A 17,251-nucleotide genomic window follows, 5' to 3' on the forward strand; every position below is an offset into this window, starting at 1 on the left:
GCGTCCAGACATATACTGACTGCAAGACACTAAAATCGTTTCTCAGCGATGACGTCGAAACCATTCTACTAGTTGGTTGGTTTCATGTCAAGTGTGCGGCCAGTCAATTGGAAGCCAGCCTGGCTCGGCGTTGGCCAGGTCATTCTCGCCCCGGCTTCAAAGCTCAACGGCGCGCACGCGCAACAGTGTGACGGCGGCGCAACGTGGAACGTCCGCCATCTCCGCAGGCTCTTCCAGAGAAGCGAAGGCTGCTTCGTCGCGAACGATACATTCACAAGGGGCGCTCTGATACCCAAGGGACAATGCGAAAACGCCGGCTCAAGCATTCGCTTAAGCCGGCTGCGGTGAGCAGGCAACAGGAGGAAGTTACGCGTCAGCCGTGGCGAGCGCAGGATAGTCGATGTAACCCTCCGCACCGCCACCATATAGCGTGGCCTGATTCAGGTCCGCCAGTGGCGCGCCCGCTTTCAGGCGTTCGACCAGATCAGGGTTGGCGATGAATGGACGGCCGAAGGCAAACAGATCGGCTTTGCCCTCTTCGAGCCGGGCGTTCGCCAGTTCCAGATCGTAGCCGTTGTTAGCGATGTAGGTGTGCCTGAACTGTCGGCGCAAAGCGTCGAAGTCGAACGGCGCCACGTCGCGCGCGCCTCCCGTCGCCCCTTCAACGACGTGCAGATACACCAATCCCAGCGCGTCGAGCTGTGCCACGAGGTAGTCGAACTGCGCCTGCGGATCGCTGCTGGAAATGCCATTGGCTGGCGAGATCGGGGAGATGCGAATGCCGGTGCGCTCAGCGCCGACTTCCTTCACCACGGCCCCCGCAACCTCCAGGGTCAAACGCGCGCGATTGTCGACGGAGCCGCCGTAGGCGTCGTCACGCACATTGGAACCGTCCTTGAGGAATTGATCCAGCAGATAGCCATTGGCGGCGTGGATCTCTACGCCGTCAAAGCCGGCGGCAATCGCGTTGGCCGCAGCCTTGCGAAAGTCCTCAACAATACCCGGCAGTTCGTCCAGACTCAGCGCACGCGGTTCAGAGACAGGCAAGAATTCGTTGTTCACGAAGGTCTTTGTCTCTGCGCGAATGGCAGAGGGCGCGACCGGCGCAGCGCCGTTCTCCTGAAGTGCCACGTGCGATATCCGTCCAACGTGCCACAGCTGCAGGAAGATGCGCCCGCCCTTGGCATGAACCGCATCAGTGACCTGCCGCCAGCCGTCAATCTGCGCCTGTGTGTAAATACCAGGGGTGTCCTGATATCCCTGGCCCTGCTGCGAGATTTGGGTGGCTTCGGCGATCAGCAAGCCGGCCGAAGCACGCTGGCTATAATAGGTGGGGGCCAGTTCGCTGGGCACGAATCCCGCCCGCGCGCGGTTACGTGTCAGCGGCGCCAGCACGATGCGGTTTGAAAGTGTCAGCGAGCCCAGCGCATAGGGCGCAAACAACGATTTCTGAGTCATGTTTTCGATTTTCCAATTGGATTGATGGATTTCTAAAATGTCTGGACAGACACGGTGATCTGGTCTGCCAGGTATTCAATCTCGTTGCGGTGTATACCGCCGGGCCAGCCGATGGGTAGTGCTCATCGTCCAGGCATCAGGAGAATACCAAGGTAATTTATGATGATACCCATAATCTATTTTGTCAAATCTTTGGTTATAACTCAAATGTATGTAGGAATCAAAACAGTAGCCCAAGACCCATTAAAATCGAGCCCTTCGAGGATTCCGTTGAAAAAGACTTAAAAGTATTAGGGATATCAAGCGCAAGTATGTCACTGATATTCAGGCTCCCGCTTTGAGCAGGATAGAAACAGACCACCGCCTTGCCCTGGGCATGATTCTAATAACGTAGGATTTTTTGGAACGACCCTGTTTAAGTACCCATGTTCTACGTCTTTGCGAGAGAAAAAATCCACTCTCTAGAAAAGTTCCTACTAGACGCCAAGTACTTTAATTGAAAGAATAGCGACGAGATCTGATTCATTCAAATAACAATATATTTCTGTATTTTCTTTTATCCACTTAAGTTGCCGAAACTGTGCGTTTTCGCTATCGGGCGCCCCTAAAACGTCACTTATAGTCCGAAGACGCCCATTTGCCCCTATTTAAACAATTTACCGATCGGCATCATCGTAAGCGCGCCGGCTTTCTTCGATGTGAGATATGTTTTGCCAAACCCAGGTATTGATACCTTCAAGAGCAGGTAACACGCCCGCGCCAACCGCAGTCAATTCATATTCAACTCGCGGCGGCACTTCGGGAAAGTAATGGCGAATTACCAGGCCGTCTCTCTCCAGATTGCGCAGCGAAAGCGTCAGCATGCGTTGAGTAATTCCCCCGATTTCGCCTTTAAGAGCAGAAAATCGGAGACGATGCTCCCTGGCGATCGAGAGGTGCCAGAGGATTTGCACGGTCCATTTGTCGCCGAACCTTGCACAGATTCCATTCGACGGGTACGGTGTAAAGCAAACGTCGCCTTCCGTATCTCCATTTGCTTCACTATCGTGGATCGGTTTGTCAGGCGTATAGTATTTGTCTATGGGTATCATCGCTGTGCCTCAGGTTCGAAAATGTGCCGTCTTCCGGTGGCTTACGTAACTATATAAAATTATATACGAGTACCCATCATCAAATACGAGGACACATCATGAGTAATAATACCCAGCGCCCTATTCTGGTCTTCGGCGCGACCGGTCAACAGGGAGGATCTGTCGCCAGGGCGCTGCAGCGGGCGCAGTGGGCTGTTCGGGCGCTCGTACGAGACGCCGAAGCAGCAAATTCGATTGCACTTCGCAAGCAGGGTATTGAACTCGTGCAGGGGTCGTTCGCGGACATCGACTCAATCCGTTCCGCAATGAAGGATACATATGGCGTCTTTAGCGTTCTGCCGGGCAATTTGTCTCATGATGACGAAGTGCGCTTCGGCTGTCTGATCGCGGATCTGGCCGCCCAAAGCAATGTGACACATTTCGTCTATTCTTCGGGTGCTAGCGTTGGAGAAAAGCCAACGGGGATCCCGCGCTTTGACGCCAAGCCCCTCATCGAGGCACACATCCGCACGTTGCCACTCACGGCAACGATCGTCCGACCAATGATATTTATGCAGATGCTTGTGAGACCCGGATACGGGTTAGAAGAAAATCGGTACACATTCTTCCTCAGGCCAGAGCAATCAATGCAACTGGTCGCCGTAGAAGATATAGGGAAATTTGTCGCCGCGATCTTTGCCGACAAGATCCGGTTCGGAGGAGAAACACTGAAGCTTGCGAGCGATACCGTCACCGGCCGCGAGCTGCAGGCCGCTTTTACCGAAGCCGCCGGCCGTCCGATCATCTATGCGCGCTTCTCAGACCAGGTCCTCGCAGCCAGTCCCGACCTAGGGCAGATGGCCGAGAGTTTAGAAAACGGCCCTCTTGCAAACCACGTGGACCTCAATGTAATGCGTCAGATGAATTCGGAGATGCTTTCGTTCAGATCCTGGCTTATTGGCAACGGACGTAAAGACCTCGATACTGCCCTCAAGGCAGGAATGGCTGTTGATTCTGCGGGAACCCTACTGCGAAAAGTTGGCGCGTAAAAGCAGCGTGAAATAGGCTCTGCGTAATCGCCAACTATCCAATGTAGTGACTCGCAAGGCAATCGGCATGATGAGTGTCATTACATTTTCCGATACGACATTGCTGCCATGTTCCTCACGCCAACACGTCACTTGAACGGAGCCTGACCTGATTGTTGCTTGCAAGACGGTCAACAATCGTGATGACCGCCTCCGTCCTCCCGGCGACGCTCATCTCCGTTACTGGCTCAGGCATCACTGTGTCTGCGTCTACGGAGAAGACTTGCGCCCTACTACTTAGGTTACACATCAGCGTTTTATCTCGCTACAAATCTAATAGTTATTGCGCATTTCAAAAACTTGGGATGATTGCAGATGTGATAAAGAATCCCGTGTTCGCTAGGGAAGTTCTGAAAATACCCCCTAAAAAGGTAAAATGCCTCACCGCATGATACAAATTAACTTTGCTGATGCCAAATCCGCTGGCAAACGTAAACAGTCCAAGCGTGAGCACTTCCTGCCGGAAATGGATCAGGCAGTTCTTAGCTGGCGCGTGGTTGGTGCAGCTGTCCGATTGAGGCATCAGCCAATCCATAAGGAAGAAGAGCAATGACCGTAGTTGTCTATTCATGTTTCTCCCAATGGTACACCGAGGGCCGAGATGCTTCCTATGTGCGCACGAAAAAATCCTCGGGCGGCGTCCTCGACCTGCTTGAGGTGAATAGACCTGCCGGAGAAATGGATCACCCAGCCCTGCCGGATCTCGTTTTGCATCAAGATATGCTCGGGGGCAGCCGTGTTCGGGGCAACGCGGGGGGAGGACAATTCAATGTGAGGAGCGCAAAAGGCTCGTTCTATCTCGCTGCGCCGGACTTCGCTCATACAATCTCGGTCGACAACAGTCACCAGCTTCGCGCCTTGTCCTTTCCTCTGGCGCAGTGGCAGACAGTGCTTAATGAAGCCTCCAACGGTAGTTTCACCGCAGAACGCCTGCAACTATACAAAGGGTCGTTTCACTCGCCGACCATCCAGTCATCGCTCCGGAACTTGTGGGCTTTGGGCAACGAGGAAGGGGTGCCGTCACGTCTGCTGGCGCGAGCGGCAGGCTGCGAGATCCTGGCCGAGCTATGCCGGTTGAGCGGAGCATCGTTCACCTCGGCAAAGGGTGGCCTTGCCCCGTGGGCTGAACGGCGTAGTCAGGAGTTGATGCGCGCTCGGCTGTCGGAAGACATCACCCTGGACGAACTGGCCGCCGAGGCGCAACTTTCACCTTTTCATTTCGCCCGCATGTTCAAGCAAAGCGTTGGTGTGCCACCACGAGTGTACCTGACGCAACTGAGGATGGAAAAGGCCTGCGAACTTCTCGAACAGACGGATCTTCCGATTACCGAGATCGCCCTAGAAGTTGGATACTCATCCAACCAGGTACTCGCCCGAGTATTCACCAAACATCAGCATATGAGCCCCTCCGAATATCGTCGGGCAGTCCGTGCTCCGGTGTGCTTCAGCACATAGCAGAAAGCCAACGCTGTCGCGTTCACGAAGAAGCTTACATCTGCCGCTTTGCCAAGCCACGGGTACGCACGCCTGATTGATGCGCAAGATCGGCACCATAACAGCAATTTTTGCGCCGCTATTTGCTCTGCCTCTCCCTAACATAGGCACTTGATAAGCAGGTATTGCTCCCGTTTTCGAGCAGAACCGCTACATCAGGAACGTAACGAGGGGGATTCGCATGACTTCAGGGAAAAAGACTGCCGCACAGATCGGCAAAGGCGCTAGCGCCTTTGCCCGAAAGCCTGCAGTGATCATCATCGGCGGGGGCTCCGCCGGAGCTGTGCTCGCTGCCCGACTTAGCGAAGACCCTTCGAGACAGGTGCTGCTTCTCGACGCGGGTCCGGACTTTGCGCCAAAGGCTTATCCTTCCAGCCTGACTGACGCCGGGACAGTCGCGGCGCCGGATTTCAACTGGCAGTACGTGAGCGACGACAAGGCAAAGCTGGGTCACGATATCCCAGCCCCACGTGGCAAGGTGATCGGCGGTAGTACTGCGCTAAACGGCACCGTGGCGATACGCGCCCGGCCGTCTGATTTCTCCCGCTGGTCTGCACTCGGGATCGAGGGATGGTCGTGGGACGACGTATTACCGACTTTCAAGACATTGGAGAATACCCCGAGCGGTGAAAGTGACTGGCATGGCCGTAACGGACCACTTCCCATCCGACAGCGCACTATGGCGGAGCTGTCGGCGTCATCGCGTGCCTTCGTGGACGCATCGCGCGCCAATGGCCTGGCAGCAGTCAGCGACTTCAATGGTGCCACTGCCGATGGCGTAGGGCCATATCCGCTCAATGTTGTGGACGGCGTGCGGATGAACACCGGTATGACCTATCTCTCCGATGCCGTACGCGCGCGTCCCAACCTGACTATCCGAGGCGATGCCGAGGTCGATCGGCTGGTGCTCGAAGGCAAACGCGCCGACGGCGTACGTCTGGTCACCGGCGAAGTCGTGTCGGGCGGTGAGGTGGTCCTCTGCGCGGGTGCGTTTGGAAGTCCGGCGATCCTGATGCGATCCGGGATTGGTCCTTCGGCGCACCTTCGCAGCCTCGATATTCCGGTGGTGGCGGACCTGCCGGTGGGCGCGAGACTTCAGGACCACCCCCTCATTTACGGTGTCTATGCGCTGAAGGCGGAGCATAAGGCGATGTTGCCTGCCGCCGGAGCGTTGGCGTGGACGGGTTCGAAGGGCGCAAGTTCTGGCGACCTTGATCTTCAGATTTCAGCGACGCACTTCTTCGATCCAATGCACAGCACCACTGGCGGCGCGATTGTATTGGCATCGGCGCTGGTGCTGCCGCGCTCCATCGGCTCGTTCCAGATCATGTCGCGCGATCCCCGGGTCCACCCTCGCATCCAATACAACTTCCTCGACGATCCGAGCGATCTCGAACGCCTGATGGAGGTCGTGCGCCTGACGAGCACGATCGCCGCGACCGAGCCGTTCGCCGGCATTGTCGATAGTGGTATCACTCCGCCCCTGCCGACAGACGATGCACGGTTGCGAGAATACGTCATTGCGAACGTCTCTACCTATGCCCATCCGACCTCCACTGTTCCGATGGGTGCCGACGATGATCCGACGGCCGTCGTCAATGCCTGGGGCGCGGTGCGTGGCATCAGCGGCCTGCACGTTGTCGATGCATCGATCTTCCCTCATGTTCCGTCAGTGCCAACCAACGTGACAACCGTCATGGTCGCTGAACGGATTGCAGCCCGGCTGGGTAATGCCTCGCCGACAATTCACCAAACGAAACACAGGAGTCTCCCATGAATATGAATACCTCCCACCAGTCCAATCCCGCGTTGAACTGGGTCGGCGGCGAGTGGCTGGGCTCGGATACGGTCCGTGAGTCCATAAACCCCGCCACCTACGAGGTCATCGGCACTTACGCCGAAGGTGGTGTTGAAACCGCCAAGGCGGCCATAGTCGCCGCGAAGCGCGCAATGAGCGAGTCAGAGTGGGTACATGACCGCAAGCTGCGGGCGCGTGTGCTCGACAAGCTCGCGGACGCGTTCGAGCGTAATCGGGATGAACTTATCAAGATCCTTTACACCGAAAACGGCAAGATCCAGGGCGATGCCACCTTCGAAGTCGATCTTTGCATTCCGTCGCTGCGGTACTTTGCTGGCATCGCGCGCACGGAAGCCGGACGGATTGTGGACTCCGGGCCGGGAAGAATCGCGATGATGAGGCGCCAGCCGATGGGCGTGGCGTGCGTCATAGCACCCTGGAACTCCCCTGTTATTTTAATGGTGCGATCGCTGGCGCCTGCCCTGGCGGCCGGTTGTGCTGTGATCGTCAAGATGCCGGGCAAGAGTGCCCAGATCACCGCGACTATCTCGAAGATCTTTGCCGAGGTACCGGAACTGCCACGCGGGGTGATCAACGTGTTCACTGACGAGGCTGGCGACGGTGCCAAACATATCGTTGCCTCTCCGGAGGTTCCGGTCATTAGCTTTACTGGCAGCACCGGAACAGGCAAGGCGATCGCGCTTAGCGCAGCACCGCATTTCAAGCGCATCGGGCTGGAATTGGGTGGCAAGACCCCGGCAATCGTGTTTGACGATGCCGATCTTGATCTGGCGCTGCCGATGCTCGTGACGTCGCTGACGAAGTTCGCGGGCCAGTTCTGCGTGACAGGCCAGCGCGTTATCGTGCATGAAGGGATTGCCGAGGAGTTCAAGAAACGGTTCGCCGAGCGCCTGCGCGCAGTGAAGATCGGACCTGCGGCGGACCTGTCGAGCGATATGGGCCCGATGATCGACCGCGAGAACGTCGAACGGGTCAATAAAGTTGTTGAGCGTGCCATTGCCGAAGGCGCTGAGGTCGTCGTGCGAGGAGGACCTTTAACCGATGGTCCGCTGTCGAAAGGTGCATTTTTTCGCCCCACTTTCCTGGAGGTTACTGATCCAAAGATGCAAGTCGTTCAGCAGGAGACCTTCGGCCCCGTGGTCACCATGCAGCGCTTTTCCACGGTGCAGGAGGCCGTCGCCCTGGCTAACGACAGTATCTATGGCTTGGGGGCCAGCATCTGGACGCGCGACCTATCGAAGGCCCTGTGTATTGCTCCCAGGATCGAAGCGGGCTTGGTCTGGATCAATGAATGGGGCGCCGTCAGCGAAGACGCCGAAGAAGGCGGTTCCAAACACTCGGGCCTCGGGCGTCTGAATGGCATAACGGCGATCGACGACTTTACCGAGATCAGAACAATTACGTTCAATCCGGGCCTGATGCAAGCCTAAGCGTCACCTGAGTCGCCGTTGTTGGGGCCCCTCTTGGTCATTAATGTCATAGAAGGAAGAAATATTATGAGTCTTACAGGCAAGCGCGCGCTGGTCACTGGCGGTTCCCGCGGCATTGGCGCCGCAATCGCACAGGCCCTGGCCGCTAACGGCGCGGACGTGGCCATCACCTACCAAAAGTCGGCCAAGAATGCGCAAAGCATCGTGGCTTCGATCGAGAAACTGGGTCGCCGTGGCCTGGCTATTGAAGCCGACAGTGCCAATCCGGATGCCATAAAGCGGGCCGTCAGCGAGACCGTCGAAACGCTTGGCAGTCTCGATATTCTCGTCAACAACGCCGCCCTCGGACTCACTGGCCCTGTCGCGCAGGTCGATCTGGCCAAATTCCAGGCGATGATGGACGTCAACGTCCGCGGTCCCTTTGTTGCGGCACAAGCCGCAATACCGCACCTGCGCGAGGGCGGTCGCATCATCTCGATCGGGTCGGCTTTAGCAGAGCGCGTCCCGTTTCCGGGAATCACAGCTTACGCCATGTCAAAGTCGGCTCTGCTCTCGTTCACTCGTGGGCTGTCGCGCGAACTCGGCCCGCAGGGCATTACGGTCAATCTAGTCCAACCCGGATCGACCAATACTGAGGCTAACCCGGCGGATGGAGAAAGTGCAGATTTCCAGCGAGCTCTGTCCTCAATCGGGCGTTACGCCGAGCCAAGAGAGATCGCTGACGCGGTCGTGTTCCTTGCAAGCCCTGCCGCAAAAATGGTGACTGGCATCGCCCTGACTGTGGACGGCGGGGCAAATGCATAAGCAACCACGCAGATAAAAGGAATAACGAGCATGTCAGAAATTTCTGGTGTAGTCGTCAGTCACATTATTCGCCCTGCGCACGAACAGGCATTCGTTGAATGGGCGAAAAAAATGGGAGAGAGCGTTCGCGCAGCGTCCGGCTTTCGCTCGATTATTCGGCTTGATCAAGGGCCGGCGATATCCCATACGGTGGTGCAGTTCGACTCCCAGGAACAACTGGACAGTTGGTTGGTATCGGACGCATTCCTGCTGTTGCGCGCGGAGGGCTTAAATTACTCATTGCGGACCATCCAGCCGCAAGCCGGCCATACTAGCATCGTCAGCATTCCGGGATCAGCCAGCATGCCCAAATGGAAGCAGGCGGCTGCGACATGGCTGGGTGTCTACCCGACTTTGGTTGCTGTCAATGTGGTCCTGGCCCGCCCCCTTGCAGACTCAGTGAACTGGCTCGTGCTACTGACAGCAAGCTCGATAGTACTCACGGTCACTCTGACATGGGTGATCCTTCCTCGCGTTCATCGAGCTTTACGCCCATGGATGTTCGCAGAATCGGACAAGGACAAGTAGCCGATGATTAAGCGCCATCCAGCCATTCACCAGATTAGATTCCAGTATTTTCGCACATGGCTCACCCTATCAACCCTGGCTCGCAAACGTGAAATGTCACGAACAACTAGCGGTAATTAACGATATAAACGGAGAAAACTCATGAACACAATTGCTCGAATTAAAGCGCTCGCTGCAGTAACTACGCTCGCTGCGTCCATTTTGCCTGTCAACACTGTTGCAGCACAGTCGACTAGCGAAGCGCAGTCTGCTGCTTCTCTCGCGGTTGTGATGGAGTTTCTGGCCAACACGGCGCCAGATAAAGTTGAAGCTGCTGCACAAAGGCTGGCGGCGCCAGACGCGACCTATGTTTCTCTGAATTTCGACAATCCGGAACTCAAGAAGATCCTTCCCTGGACCGGCACAAACAAGGGCCCGCAAGCCTTCAGTCGCTTGTTCTTGCAGCTCGCGGATTACTGGAAAACCGAAGACTTCACCGTCACTGATAAAATCGCCTCTGGCGAGGACGTCGCGATTTTCGGTAAGTTTACTTATCGGTCCATTGCGGTAGACCGCGTGTTCACATCACCGTTTTCCGTCCATGCCAAGGTCCGTGACGGAAAGATGATCTATTTCCAGTTCATGGAAGATACCTATGCTTCTGCCAGCTCGTTCCGGCAGTCCGGCTCGTGGACGGTGAAGACATCTGAAGACGCGGGCCCCTTTAAGGTGGGCAAAGAGTAACGTCCTCGGCCGGTGGGTATGCTAGGATACTAGTGAAAATACTGCCGGCCGCACCTTTCGAGGTGTTCGATGCGAATGGAAATCAGACAAAAGTATAAGAAATATAGGGGCTACCACTCTACTAGCATACTAACTTTGTTGCTTTTTCTTTTCCTCGCTCAGTCTGGCTGAAAAGCCGTTATGCTCAAGCGCCCGAGCGGCCCTTTCCAAAACGGACAAAAGCGGATACTCGATTTCCTGTTCTAAATTTTCAATAGTATTGAAAGTCACCTTCCAGTGCTGTTCCAACTTCTTTAGTAATGCCCTGCCTTTTGGCGTCAAATGCACAGCGCTCTTACGCCCATCCTCCAACGCATGTCTCGTTATTAGACCGTCCCTCTCCATCAATCCAACTGATTGACTAATAGCGCCTTGCGTTAAATAAGTGCTAGCGGTGATGTCGGAGATAGTCTCAGCCCCTACGCTTAAGGCTCTCATTACTGGAGTATATCTAGCTCGATAGGCTACATTCATTGCGCGGTAATGATCTTCCGCTCCTTCATCGACGAGCTCCACAAGGTATCGGAGCAGCTCTCCCAAGCCAGGTTTTACTTTTAAATTCATAAAAAATATTGTACATTAGCGCTAATGCATTTGTCCAATAGATGTTCTCAACCCAACTTTTACTATGACCCAAACCCCGTTCAAAGATCATTTCTCCACCGGTTCTGACAATTACGCTGCACACAGACCGACCTATCCACCTGAGCTGGTCGATGAACTAGTCAAAATATGTCCAGGAACAAAGCTTGCGCTCGACTGTGGATGTGGAACAGGGCAACTCTCTGTACTACTAGCTGAAAAATTTACCCAGGTTATTGCTACTGATGCTAGCACCGCACAAATCCAAAAAACGCAGGCTAAGAAAGGGGTTACTTACCGTGCTGCGCCTGCAGAAGAAAGCGGTTTACCCGATAGATCGGTTGATCTCATTACCGTTGCGCAGGCTGCTCATTGGCTTGACTTAGACAAGTTCTACCAAGAAGTCCAGCGTATTGCCGTACCAGATGCCGGCATTGCTCTTATTTCTTATGGTGTGCTACATGTTGACGGCGACGTCGACGAGCTTGTTCAAAATTTCTATTATGAAGTTATCGGCCCATATTGGCCTGCTGAAAGAAGACATGTAGAGGAAGGATATCGAAATCTTCCCTTCCCTTTTCCTAAAAGAATGCTGCCAGAACTGGCCATTACTGTGTCCTGGACCGTTGACGATCTACTTGGTTATGTGTCAACTTGGTCCGCAGTGAAACTCGCACAAAAGACCTTGACCTCAAATCCTGTCACCGCTTTTGAAACAGAGTTGCGCGAAAGATGGGGAAGCCGGGAACAAAGAAGGCGAGTTTCCTGGCCTTTATCTCTGCTAGTGGGCAATGTTCCAGCTAATGCTAATAGATAAACCACTATTAATGACGAAACCTACTGTCCATCTGGTGGAGCCACCGTCGCCCCATCGATTCTATTTCTAATTAAGGACTCGCCTACGTAACCGCTTCTCTTCTTTGCTTCAATAAAGTTTCGTAGAAAGCGAGTTGCAGCCTCAGGGAGCGATTTGGAACATCCCATCGCTTGACGTATCACCATAAAATTTCCTGGCAGCAATCTTAATCCTCCCAATCTCTGGGAGTCCGCCTCCAATTGTTGTTTCACGCCCGCCGCAACATCTGCAGAAATGGCTACATAGGTATCAACGACCGTGGGCGAAGTTGCCGATCTGATGATTTCGGCATGCTTTATTTCGCGCGAGAGAAACAAATCATATGCGCTGCCTGCCCCTACTACTAATCGCATCCCTGGAGCGTCCACTTCATGATTACTGGTAAGCGCAGAATTTTCTGCGACCAAATAGGAGCCTTCAATTAGCACATAGGGTGGAGTAAAGGCTATCTCGTTGGCTCGCAGCGGATCTATCGCAAAAAAACCGATGTCCGCGTTGTTATTCGAGACTGCTTGGACCGACTCCCTGGCTGACTCAAACACCTTGAACTCCACTTCTACGCCCAATGCATCACCAAATGCTTGTGCCAAATCCACTGAAACGCCGCCAACATTATCGCCGCCCCGTTTAGCCAATATCGGGTTCCCTACGTTTATAGAAGCACGCAATCTTCCAGTAAGAGCAAAGGAATTCTTAATCTCATGAGTTAAAAAACTATTGTGCAAAATATTACCTCGTTTTCAAAATTCGATGCTTATGCCATCCAGCCATTGATTATCCTGGTCCAAGTCTTAAGGACGGTCCTACGAACCTTAGCGAATTTCCACTGTGTAGTGAAATCGATTGGCCGGAACGTAAGATGTTCTCCACTCTACGACGTCTCCAAGATGATCATGCATCGTACGTTCTATTCTCATACACGGCGTTTCCGCAGGGACCTTGAACACTTGGGCATCTTCCTGGGAAATCACGTCCATTTCCAACTCATCAATAGCCCGGGAAACCAAAACGCCACATACGGAGTCGTAGATTGGGTAAAGCAAAGGAGGCGATTCAGTCTCTAAATGTGGAATGAGTTTAGAAAAGCGTTTATGAGACAACCAGATATGCTCTACCAAAACAATTTCGTCATCATAGGAACGTGATCTGTGCATATAAATTGTTTTCGCTCCAGGAGTAAGTTGCAACTTTGCTGCGATCTCAGCGGGCGCCTTTTCTATGGATAGTTTCAAAACATTGGCTTTGGGCAAAGTATTTTTACCTGGCCCACGAAAACGTACAAACCGAAGCATTGAGGTCCGCTCGAATGCACTGGTAACAAACGTTCCTTTGCCATGGATGCGTTCAAGCACCCCCTCTTGCACCAGGGCTTGAATTACCTTACGCATTGTTCCAACAGAGATAGAAAACTCAGCAGCTAGCCGCTCTTCCCCAGGTAGCGCTTCTCCTGCGGTCCAAATGCGATCTGAAATACGGCGCAATAACTCGTCTCGCACTTGAATATGTAATGGTAAGCGCGTGTCTGTTTTTAAAGCCAAATCTCACTCCTACATGCAATTGCTACGGGAAAACCCGTAATGTCAAAAGATTATATAACATCTATACTCCTATATAGGAGTTGAGATTAATATTTTCGTATTTTTAAAGCTATTTAAAAGTCTGATATATAAATAGCTGTCTATCAGTATAGAAGGAGTTTAAACATTGATGGGTAATAGCAAAAGAATATTCATGCAAGCAATGGTGGCCGGTGCACTGTCTATCGCGGGAACCGCTAGCATTGCTCAAAGCACTTTTCCCGAAAAACCAGTTAAAGTGGTAGTGCCTTTCAGCCCAGGAGGCAGCTTTGACGTAATAGCACGACACATTAGTAACGGCCTGGGAAAATTGTGGGGACAGCCCATAGTAATTGAAAACCGTGCGGGAGCTGGTGGAAATATAGGGGCACAAAACGTCATAAATAGACCAGGCGATGGATATACATTGTTGTTCTGGGGAGACGGCGTGCTGGCAAATCCTTTGTTATTTCCCAAACCTCCGTTCAATGCAATCGAAGATTTATCTGGTGTTGCTCTAGTTGCAACAGCGCCTCAAGTATTGGTCAGTGGTGAGAATTCATCTCTCAAAACCATGACTGATGTACTTAAATCTGAGCAACCCTTAAATTACGGCACTGCGGGTAGCGGCTCACCCGGGCATCTGGCAGCAGAACTCATGAAGCGACAGGGTGCTAAACAGCTTACCCATATCCCCTATCGAGGAGGCGGCCCTGCACTGGCCGACCTGATGGGAGGACAAATTCAACTGGTCTCTACAGGACTGCCTGCGACTATTAGTCTGATTCGAAGTGGCCGCATTCATGCAATCGCTATTACCTCTAAAGAAAGGCTTGCCTCTTTTCCTGAGGTACCAACAGTCGGTGAAACATTGAAGGGCTATGAGGTTGATACCTGGTTTGGCTTCATGACCCCCAAAGACACCCCAATTGAGATACGAGAAAAAATAGCGAGTGACATTGCTAAAGTGTTATCGGATTCAAAGCTGAGAAAAGAACTCTCAAATAGTGGCTTTGAAGTCAAAACCAGCACCCCAAATGAGTTGGACGCGAAAATGGCCAAGGATCTCGAGTTCTGGAAGGAATTAGTTGAGAAATCCGGGGCGAACGCAAAATGAGAGAAACCGACCGAAGTAATCAAGGGGCCGATGAATCTAGTTTGATTATTTTAACCAGAGATAACTGTGCATTAAATTTGCGCATTTTGTGCAACGGACAAGCTGCAGAGACGCCAGTCCTATTTATCCATGCTCTTGCGATGGATGGAAAAATGTGGACGGACGTAGCCCGGGAACTTCATGTGAATGCCACTGTTTACGCGCTCGACTGCCGTGGACACGGAGATTCTGATCGCCCTAATGGTCCATATTCCACAAAACAATTTGCTGATGATGTTGTCGATGTTCTCGATCATTTGGAAATTCCGTCCGTGCACTTGGTGGGGTGCTCAATGGGTGGCACTGTAGCACTTGCCTTCGCAGGCTGGTATCCAGACCGATTAGCAAGCTTATGTGTAATAGACACGACTGCCTATTATGGACTCAGTGCGATATCTGCCTGGGAGGAACGCGGGCAGCGTGCTATGAACAACGGATTATCGGACCTGATCGGATTTCAACTTCACCGCTGGTTCTCTGATGATTACATTACCAAATGCCCAGATCAAATTCCACAAGCAATAGAAGTGTTTCTCAAAAATAACCCCGTAGCGTATCTGGAAAGTTGCCGTATGCTTGGCAACGCGGACGAGCGAACAAATCTAAGCCATTACAGAGGGCCGACGACAATCGTAGTAGGAGAAGAAGACTACGCAACGCCGGTGAAAATGGCGCGGGAAATCAAAGACTGCATCAAAGATTCAAAACTCGTCGTTTTACCCAAACTAAGACACTACACCCCGATTGAAGCACCCAAAGAAATTGCCAACATAATTCATTCACTTATAAGAGCCGAATAAATAAAACCCAGGAGGAGCACAATGTATTCACGTCGCAAATTTATACAAGGTTTAGCCGCACTTACCACACTCGGCGCAGGAAGCAGCATGATCGGATACGCTGCAGAAAGCTCGGGTTCGGAAGAACTATTCGATTCTCATTGTCATATAATTGACCCTAATTATCCTTTAATACCAAATCAGGGATATTTGCCACCGCCTTATCCGCTACAACAATATTTGTCCGACGTTAAACCGTTGCGGATTACTTCTGGAGCTGTCGTATCTGGCTCGTTCCAGGGATTTGACCAAACATATTTGAAAGCAGTTTTGAGCAAGCTCGGCCCTAGGTGGGTCGGGGTAACTCAGGCTCCACCGAATATGCCGGACAGCGAGATCTCTGATCTGGCTGCTGTTGGGGTTCGCGCTCTACGTTTCAACATGTATAGAGGCCGCACAACAAACATAGATGATTTGGTACAAATGGCGACTCGTGTTCATACCGTAGGCAAATGGCATGCAGAGATCTATGCGGATGCTGCCAGTTTAAAGCAACACGTAGAAAAACTGTCAAACCTGCCGCAAATAGTAATTGATCACTTGGGCATGACCGAGGAAGGCTTACCTGTGTTACTTGATTTGGTAGATGCAGGCGCACGTATCAAAGCCACTGGGTTTGGTCGAGTCAAAATGAATGTATCAAAGGCATTAGAACGTATTGCACAAAGAAACCCTGACGCACTCATTTTTGGCACAGACCTTCCATCAACTCGGGCAAAACGCCCTTTTCAAGCCCAGGATATTCAGATAATCCGAGAGGTTCTAGGACCGCAACTATCCAGAAAAGTGCTGTGGGATAATGCAGTCTCATTGTATCGACCCACTGTGTAAGCCGAAGCGCTCGTATGTTCGGAGAAAGATCTTATGCGCACTTCGTTCGCTGCTGCAGAGAAGCTGGCGGCGCCAGACGCAACCTATGTTTCTCTAGGCCCGCAAATCTTCAATCGCTTGTTCTTGCAGCTCGCCGATTATTGGAAAACCGAAGACTTCACCGTCACTGATAAAATCGCCTCTGGCGAGGACGTCGCGATTTTCGGTAAGTTTACTTATCGGTCCATTGCGGTAGACCGCGTGTTCACATCACCGTTTTCCGTCCATGCCAAGGTCCGTGACGGAAAGATGATCTATTTCCAGTTCATGGAAGATACCTATGCTTCTGCCAGCTCGTTCCGGCAGTCCGGCTCGTGGACGGTGAAGACATCTGAAGACGCGGGCCCCTTTAAGGTGGGCAAAGAGTAACGTCCTCGGCCGGTGGGTATGCTAGGACACTAGTATAAATACTGCCGGCTACACCCTCCGAGGTATCCGATATGGATGTTTGCGTTCGGCAGTTCGGCTTTTACTGCTGCGGCGCTAAACCCCCTTCAAGTCATCATGGTCGATGAACGTTTCAGCCAAGAGCAGGTTTCCCAAAATAAGGGGACTGTTCAAAGTACTCAATCAGGAATTCAGTGAAGACGCGTATTTTCCGTGACGGGTGTGAGCTAAGCGGGCGCACGACATACGCGCCTGCCGGAGGGCGCAGCTCGATCTGACCATCGAGGACCGGTTTGAGCACCCAGTTAAGCCAAACGAGTGGTTTTTTTTGTCCCTTTGCACATCATTGATGAGGCCATTCAGCGGATTATGGATGGTTCGACAGTCGACCCCTGTCGATTGTCATTGAGTTACGAATTCACAGTATATTAGAATCAACGACTTACAAAAAATTCGTCATTCAGTTTTGAACACATCCGTCATTCAGCTTTGAATTTTCCGTACTGTTTGTCA

17 protein-coding genes are annotated in these 17,251 nt (G+C 52.6%); 12 read left to right on the forward strand and 5 right to left on the reverse strand.

Annotated elements, in window-relative coordinates; all coding sequences use genetic code 11:
- Positions 1-366: 366 nt before the first annotated feature.
- Positions 367-1,458 carry an alkene reductase gene (locus ACTIKR_RS16000; protein WP_442328341.1) on the reverse strand — a complete coding sequence of 364 codons (1,092 nt, stop codon included), beginning with the start codon at positions 1,456-1,458 and terminating at the stop codon, positions 367-369.
- A gap of 656 nt (positions 1,459-2,114) precedes the next feature.
- Positions 2,115-2,549 carry a winged helix-turn-helix transcriptional regulator gene (locus ACTIKR_RS16005; RefSeq protein ID WP_442328342.1) on the reverse strand — a complete coding sequence of 145 codons (435 nt, stop codon included), beginning with the start codon at positions 2,547-2,549 and terminating at the stop codon, positions 2,115-2,117.
- A 98-nt stretch (positions 2,550-2,647) separates the two neighbouring features.
- On the opposite strand from ACTIKR_RS16005, the gene ACTIKR_RS16010 reads away from it, so the two are divergent.
- The 7 genes from ACTIKR_RS16010 (at position 2,648) to ACTIKR_RS16040 (ending at position 10,453) form a co-directional block, all read left to right on the forward strand.
- Positions 2,648-3,577 (forward strand): NmrA/HSCARG family protein, encoded by a 930-nt coding sequence (locus ACTIKR_RS16010; protein WP_442328343.1) that lies wholly within the window; start codon positions 2,648-2,650, stop codon positions 3,575-3,577.
- Positions 3,578-4,165: 588 nt separating this feature from the next.
- Complete coding sequence (locus ACTIKR_RS16015) at positions 4,166-5,071, forward strand: helix-turn-helix domain-containing protein (protein ID WP_442328344.1); 906 nt, start codon at positions 4,166-4,168, stop codon at positions 5,069-5,071.
- Between the two features lie 220 nt (positions 5,072-5,291).
- A complete protein-coding gene (locus ACTIKR_RS16020) occupies positions 5,292-6,887 on the forward strand; it encodes a GMC family oxidoreductase (RefSeq protein ID WP_442328345.1) in 1,596 nt (531 codons plus the stop codon).
- Positions 6,884-8,359 (forward strand): aldehyde dehydrogenase family protein, encoded by a 1,476-nt coding sequence (locus tag ACTIKR_RS16025; RefSeq protein WP_442328346.1) that lies wholly within the window; start codon positions 6,884-6,886, stop codon positions 8,357-8,359. Before ACTIKR_RS16020 ends, ACTIKR_RS16025 begins: the two co-directional genes overlap by 4 nt.
- Positions 8,360-8,422: 63 nt before the next feature.
- Positions 8,423-9,163 carry an SDR family NAD(P)-dependent oxidoreductase gene (locus tag ACTIKR_RS16030; protein ID WP_442328357.1) on the forward strand — a complete coding sequence of 247 codons (741 nt, stop codon included), beginning with the start codon at positions 8,423-8,425 and terminating at the stop codon, positions 9,161-9,163.
- A gap of 30 nt (positions 9,164-9,193) precedes the next feature.
- Complete coding sequence (locus ACTIKR_RS16035) at positions 9,194-9,730, forward strand: hypothetical protein (RefSeq protein WP_442328347.1); 537 nt, start codon at positions 9,194-9,196, stop codon at positions 9,728-9,730.
- Positions 9,731-9,871: 141 nt separating this feature from the next.
- Positions 9,872-10,453, forward strand: coding sequence for a nuclear transport factor 2 family protein (locus ACTIKR_RS16040; protein ID WP_442328348.1), 582 nt, complete (start codon positions 9,872-9,874; stop codon positions 10,451-10,453).
- A gap of 129 nt (positions 10,454-10,582) precedes the next feature.
- Here ACTIKR_RS16040 and ACTIKR_RS16045 read toward each other — a convergent pair whose 3' ends face one another.
- Positions 10,583-11,056 (reverse strand): MarR family winged helix-turn-helix transcriptional regulator, encoded by a 474-nt coding sequence (locus ACTIKR_RS16045; RefSeq protein ID WP_442328349.1) that lies wholly within the window; start codon positions 11,054-11,056, stop codon positions 10,583-10,585.
- A 64-nt stretch (positions 11,057-11,120) separates the two neighbouring features.
- On the opposite strand from ACTIKR_RS16045, the gene ACTIKR_RS16050 reads away from it, so the two are divergent.
- Positions 11,121-11,891, forward strand: coding sequence for a class I SAM-dependent methyltransferase (locus ACTIKR_RS16050; RefSeq protein WP_442328350.1), 771 nt, complete (start codon positions 11,121-11,123; stop codon positions 11,889-11,891).
- 20 nt (positions 11,892-11,911) lie between these two features.
- Here ACTIKR_RS16050 and ACTIKR_RS16055 read toward each other — a convergent pair whose 3' ends face one another.
- Together ACTIKR_RS16055 and ACTIKR_RS16060 are read right to left on the reverse strand one after the other, a co-directional pair.
- On the reverse strand, positions 11,912-12,655 hold the full coding sequence (locus ACTIKR_RS16055) for a transporter substrate-binding domain-containing protein (protein WP_442328351.1): 744 nt from the start codon (positions 12,653-12,655) through the stop codon (positions 11,912-11,914).
- A gap of 87 nt (positions 12,656-12,742) precedes the next feature.
- On the reverse strand, positions 12,743-13,468 hold the full coding sequence (locus ACTIKR_RS16060) for a GntR family transcriptional regulator (protein WP_442328352.1): 726 nt from the start codon (positions 13,466-13,468) through the stop codon (positions 12,743-12,745).
- 169 nt (positions 13,469-13,637) lie between these two features.
- Here ACTIKR_RS16060 and ACTIKR_RS16065 point away from each other — a divergent pair, with 169 nt between their 5' ends.
- Genes ACTIKR_RS16065 through ACTIKR_RS16080 form a run of 4 tightly spaced genes read left to right on the forward strand, consistent with a single transcriptional unit; the run spans position 13,638 to position 16,720 of the window.
- Positions 13,638-14,603 carry a Bug family tripartite tricarboxylate transporter substrate binding protein gene (locus ACTIKR_RS16065; RefSeq protein WP_442328353.1) on the forward strand — a complete coding sequence of 322 codons (966 nt, stop codon included), beginning with the start codon at positions 13,638-13,640 and terminating at the stop codon, positions 14,601-14,603.
- Positions 14,600-15,442, forward strand: coding sequence for an alpha/beta fold hydrolase (locus tag ACTIKR_RS16070; RefSeq protein WP_442328354.1), 843 nt, complete (start codon positions 14,600-14,602; stop codon positions 15,440-15,442). Before ACTIKR_RS16065 ends, ACTIKR_RS16070 begins: the two co-directional genes overlap by 4 nt.
- Positions 15,443-15,463: 21 nt before the next feature.
- A complete protein-coding gene (locus tag ACTIKR_RS16075) occupies positions 15,464-16,312 on the forward strand; it encodes an amidohydrolase family protein (RefSeq protein ID WP_442328355.1) in 849 nt (282 codons plus the stop codon).
- Positions 16,313-16,345: 33 nt separating this feature from the next.
- Positions 16,346-16,720, forward strand: a complete 375-nt coding sequence (locus ACTIKR_RS16080) for a nuclear transport factor 2 family protein (protein WP_442328356.1) — start codon at positions 16,346-16,348, stop codon at positions 16,718-16,720.
- Positions 16,721-17,251: the final 531 nt, after the last annotated feature.

It is taken from the genome of Advenella sp. (genome assembly GCF_052108595.1).
In the GTDB taxonomy this organism is placed as follows: domain Bacteria; phylum Pseudomonadota; class Gammaproteobacteria; order Burkholderiales; family Burkholderiaceae_B; genus Advenella.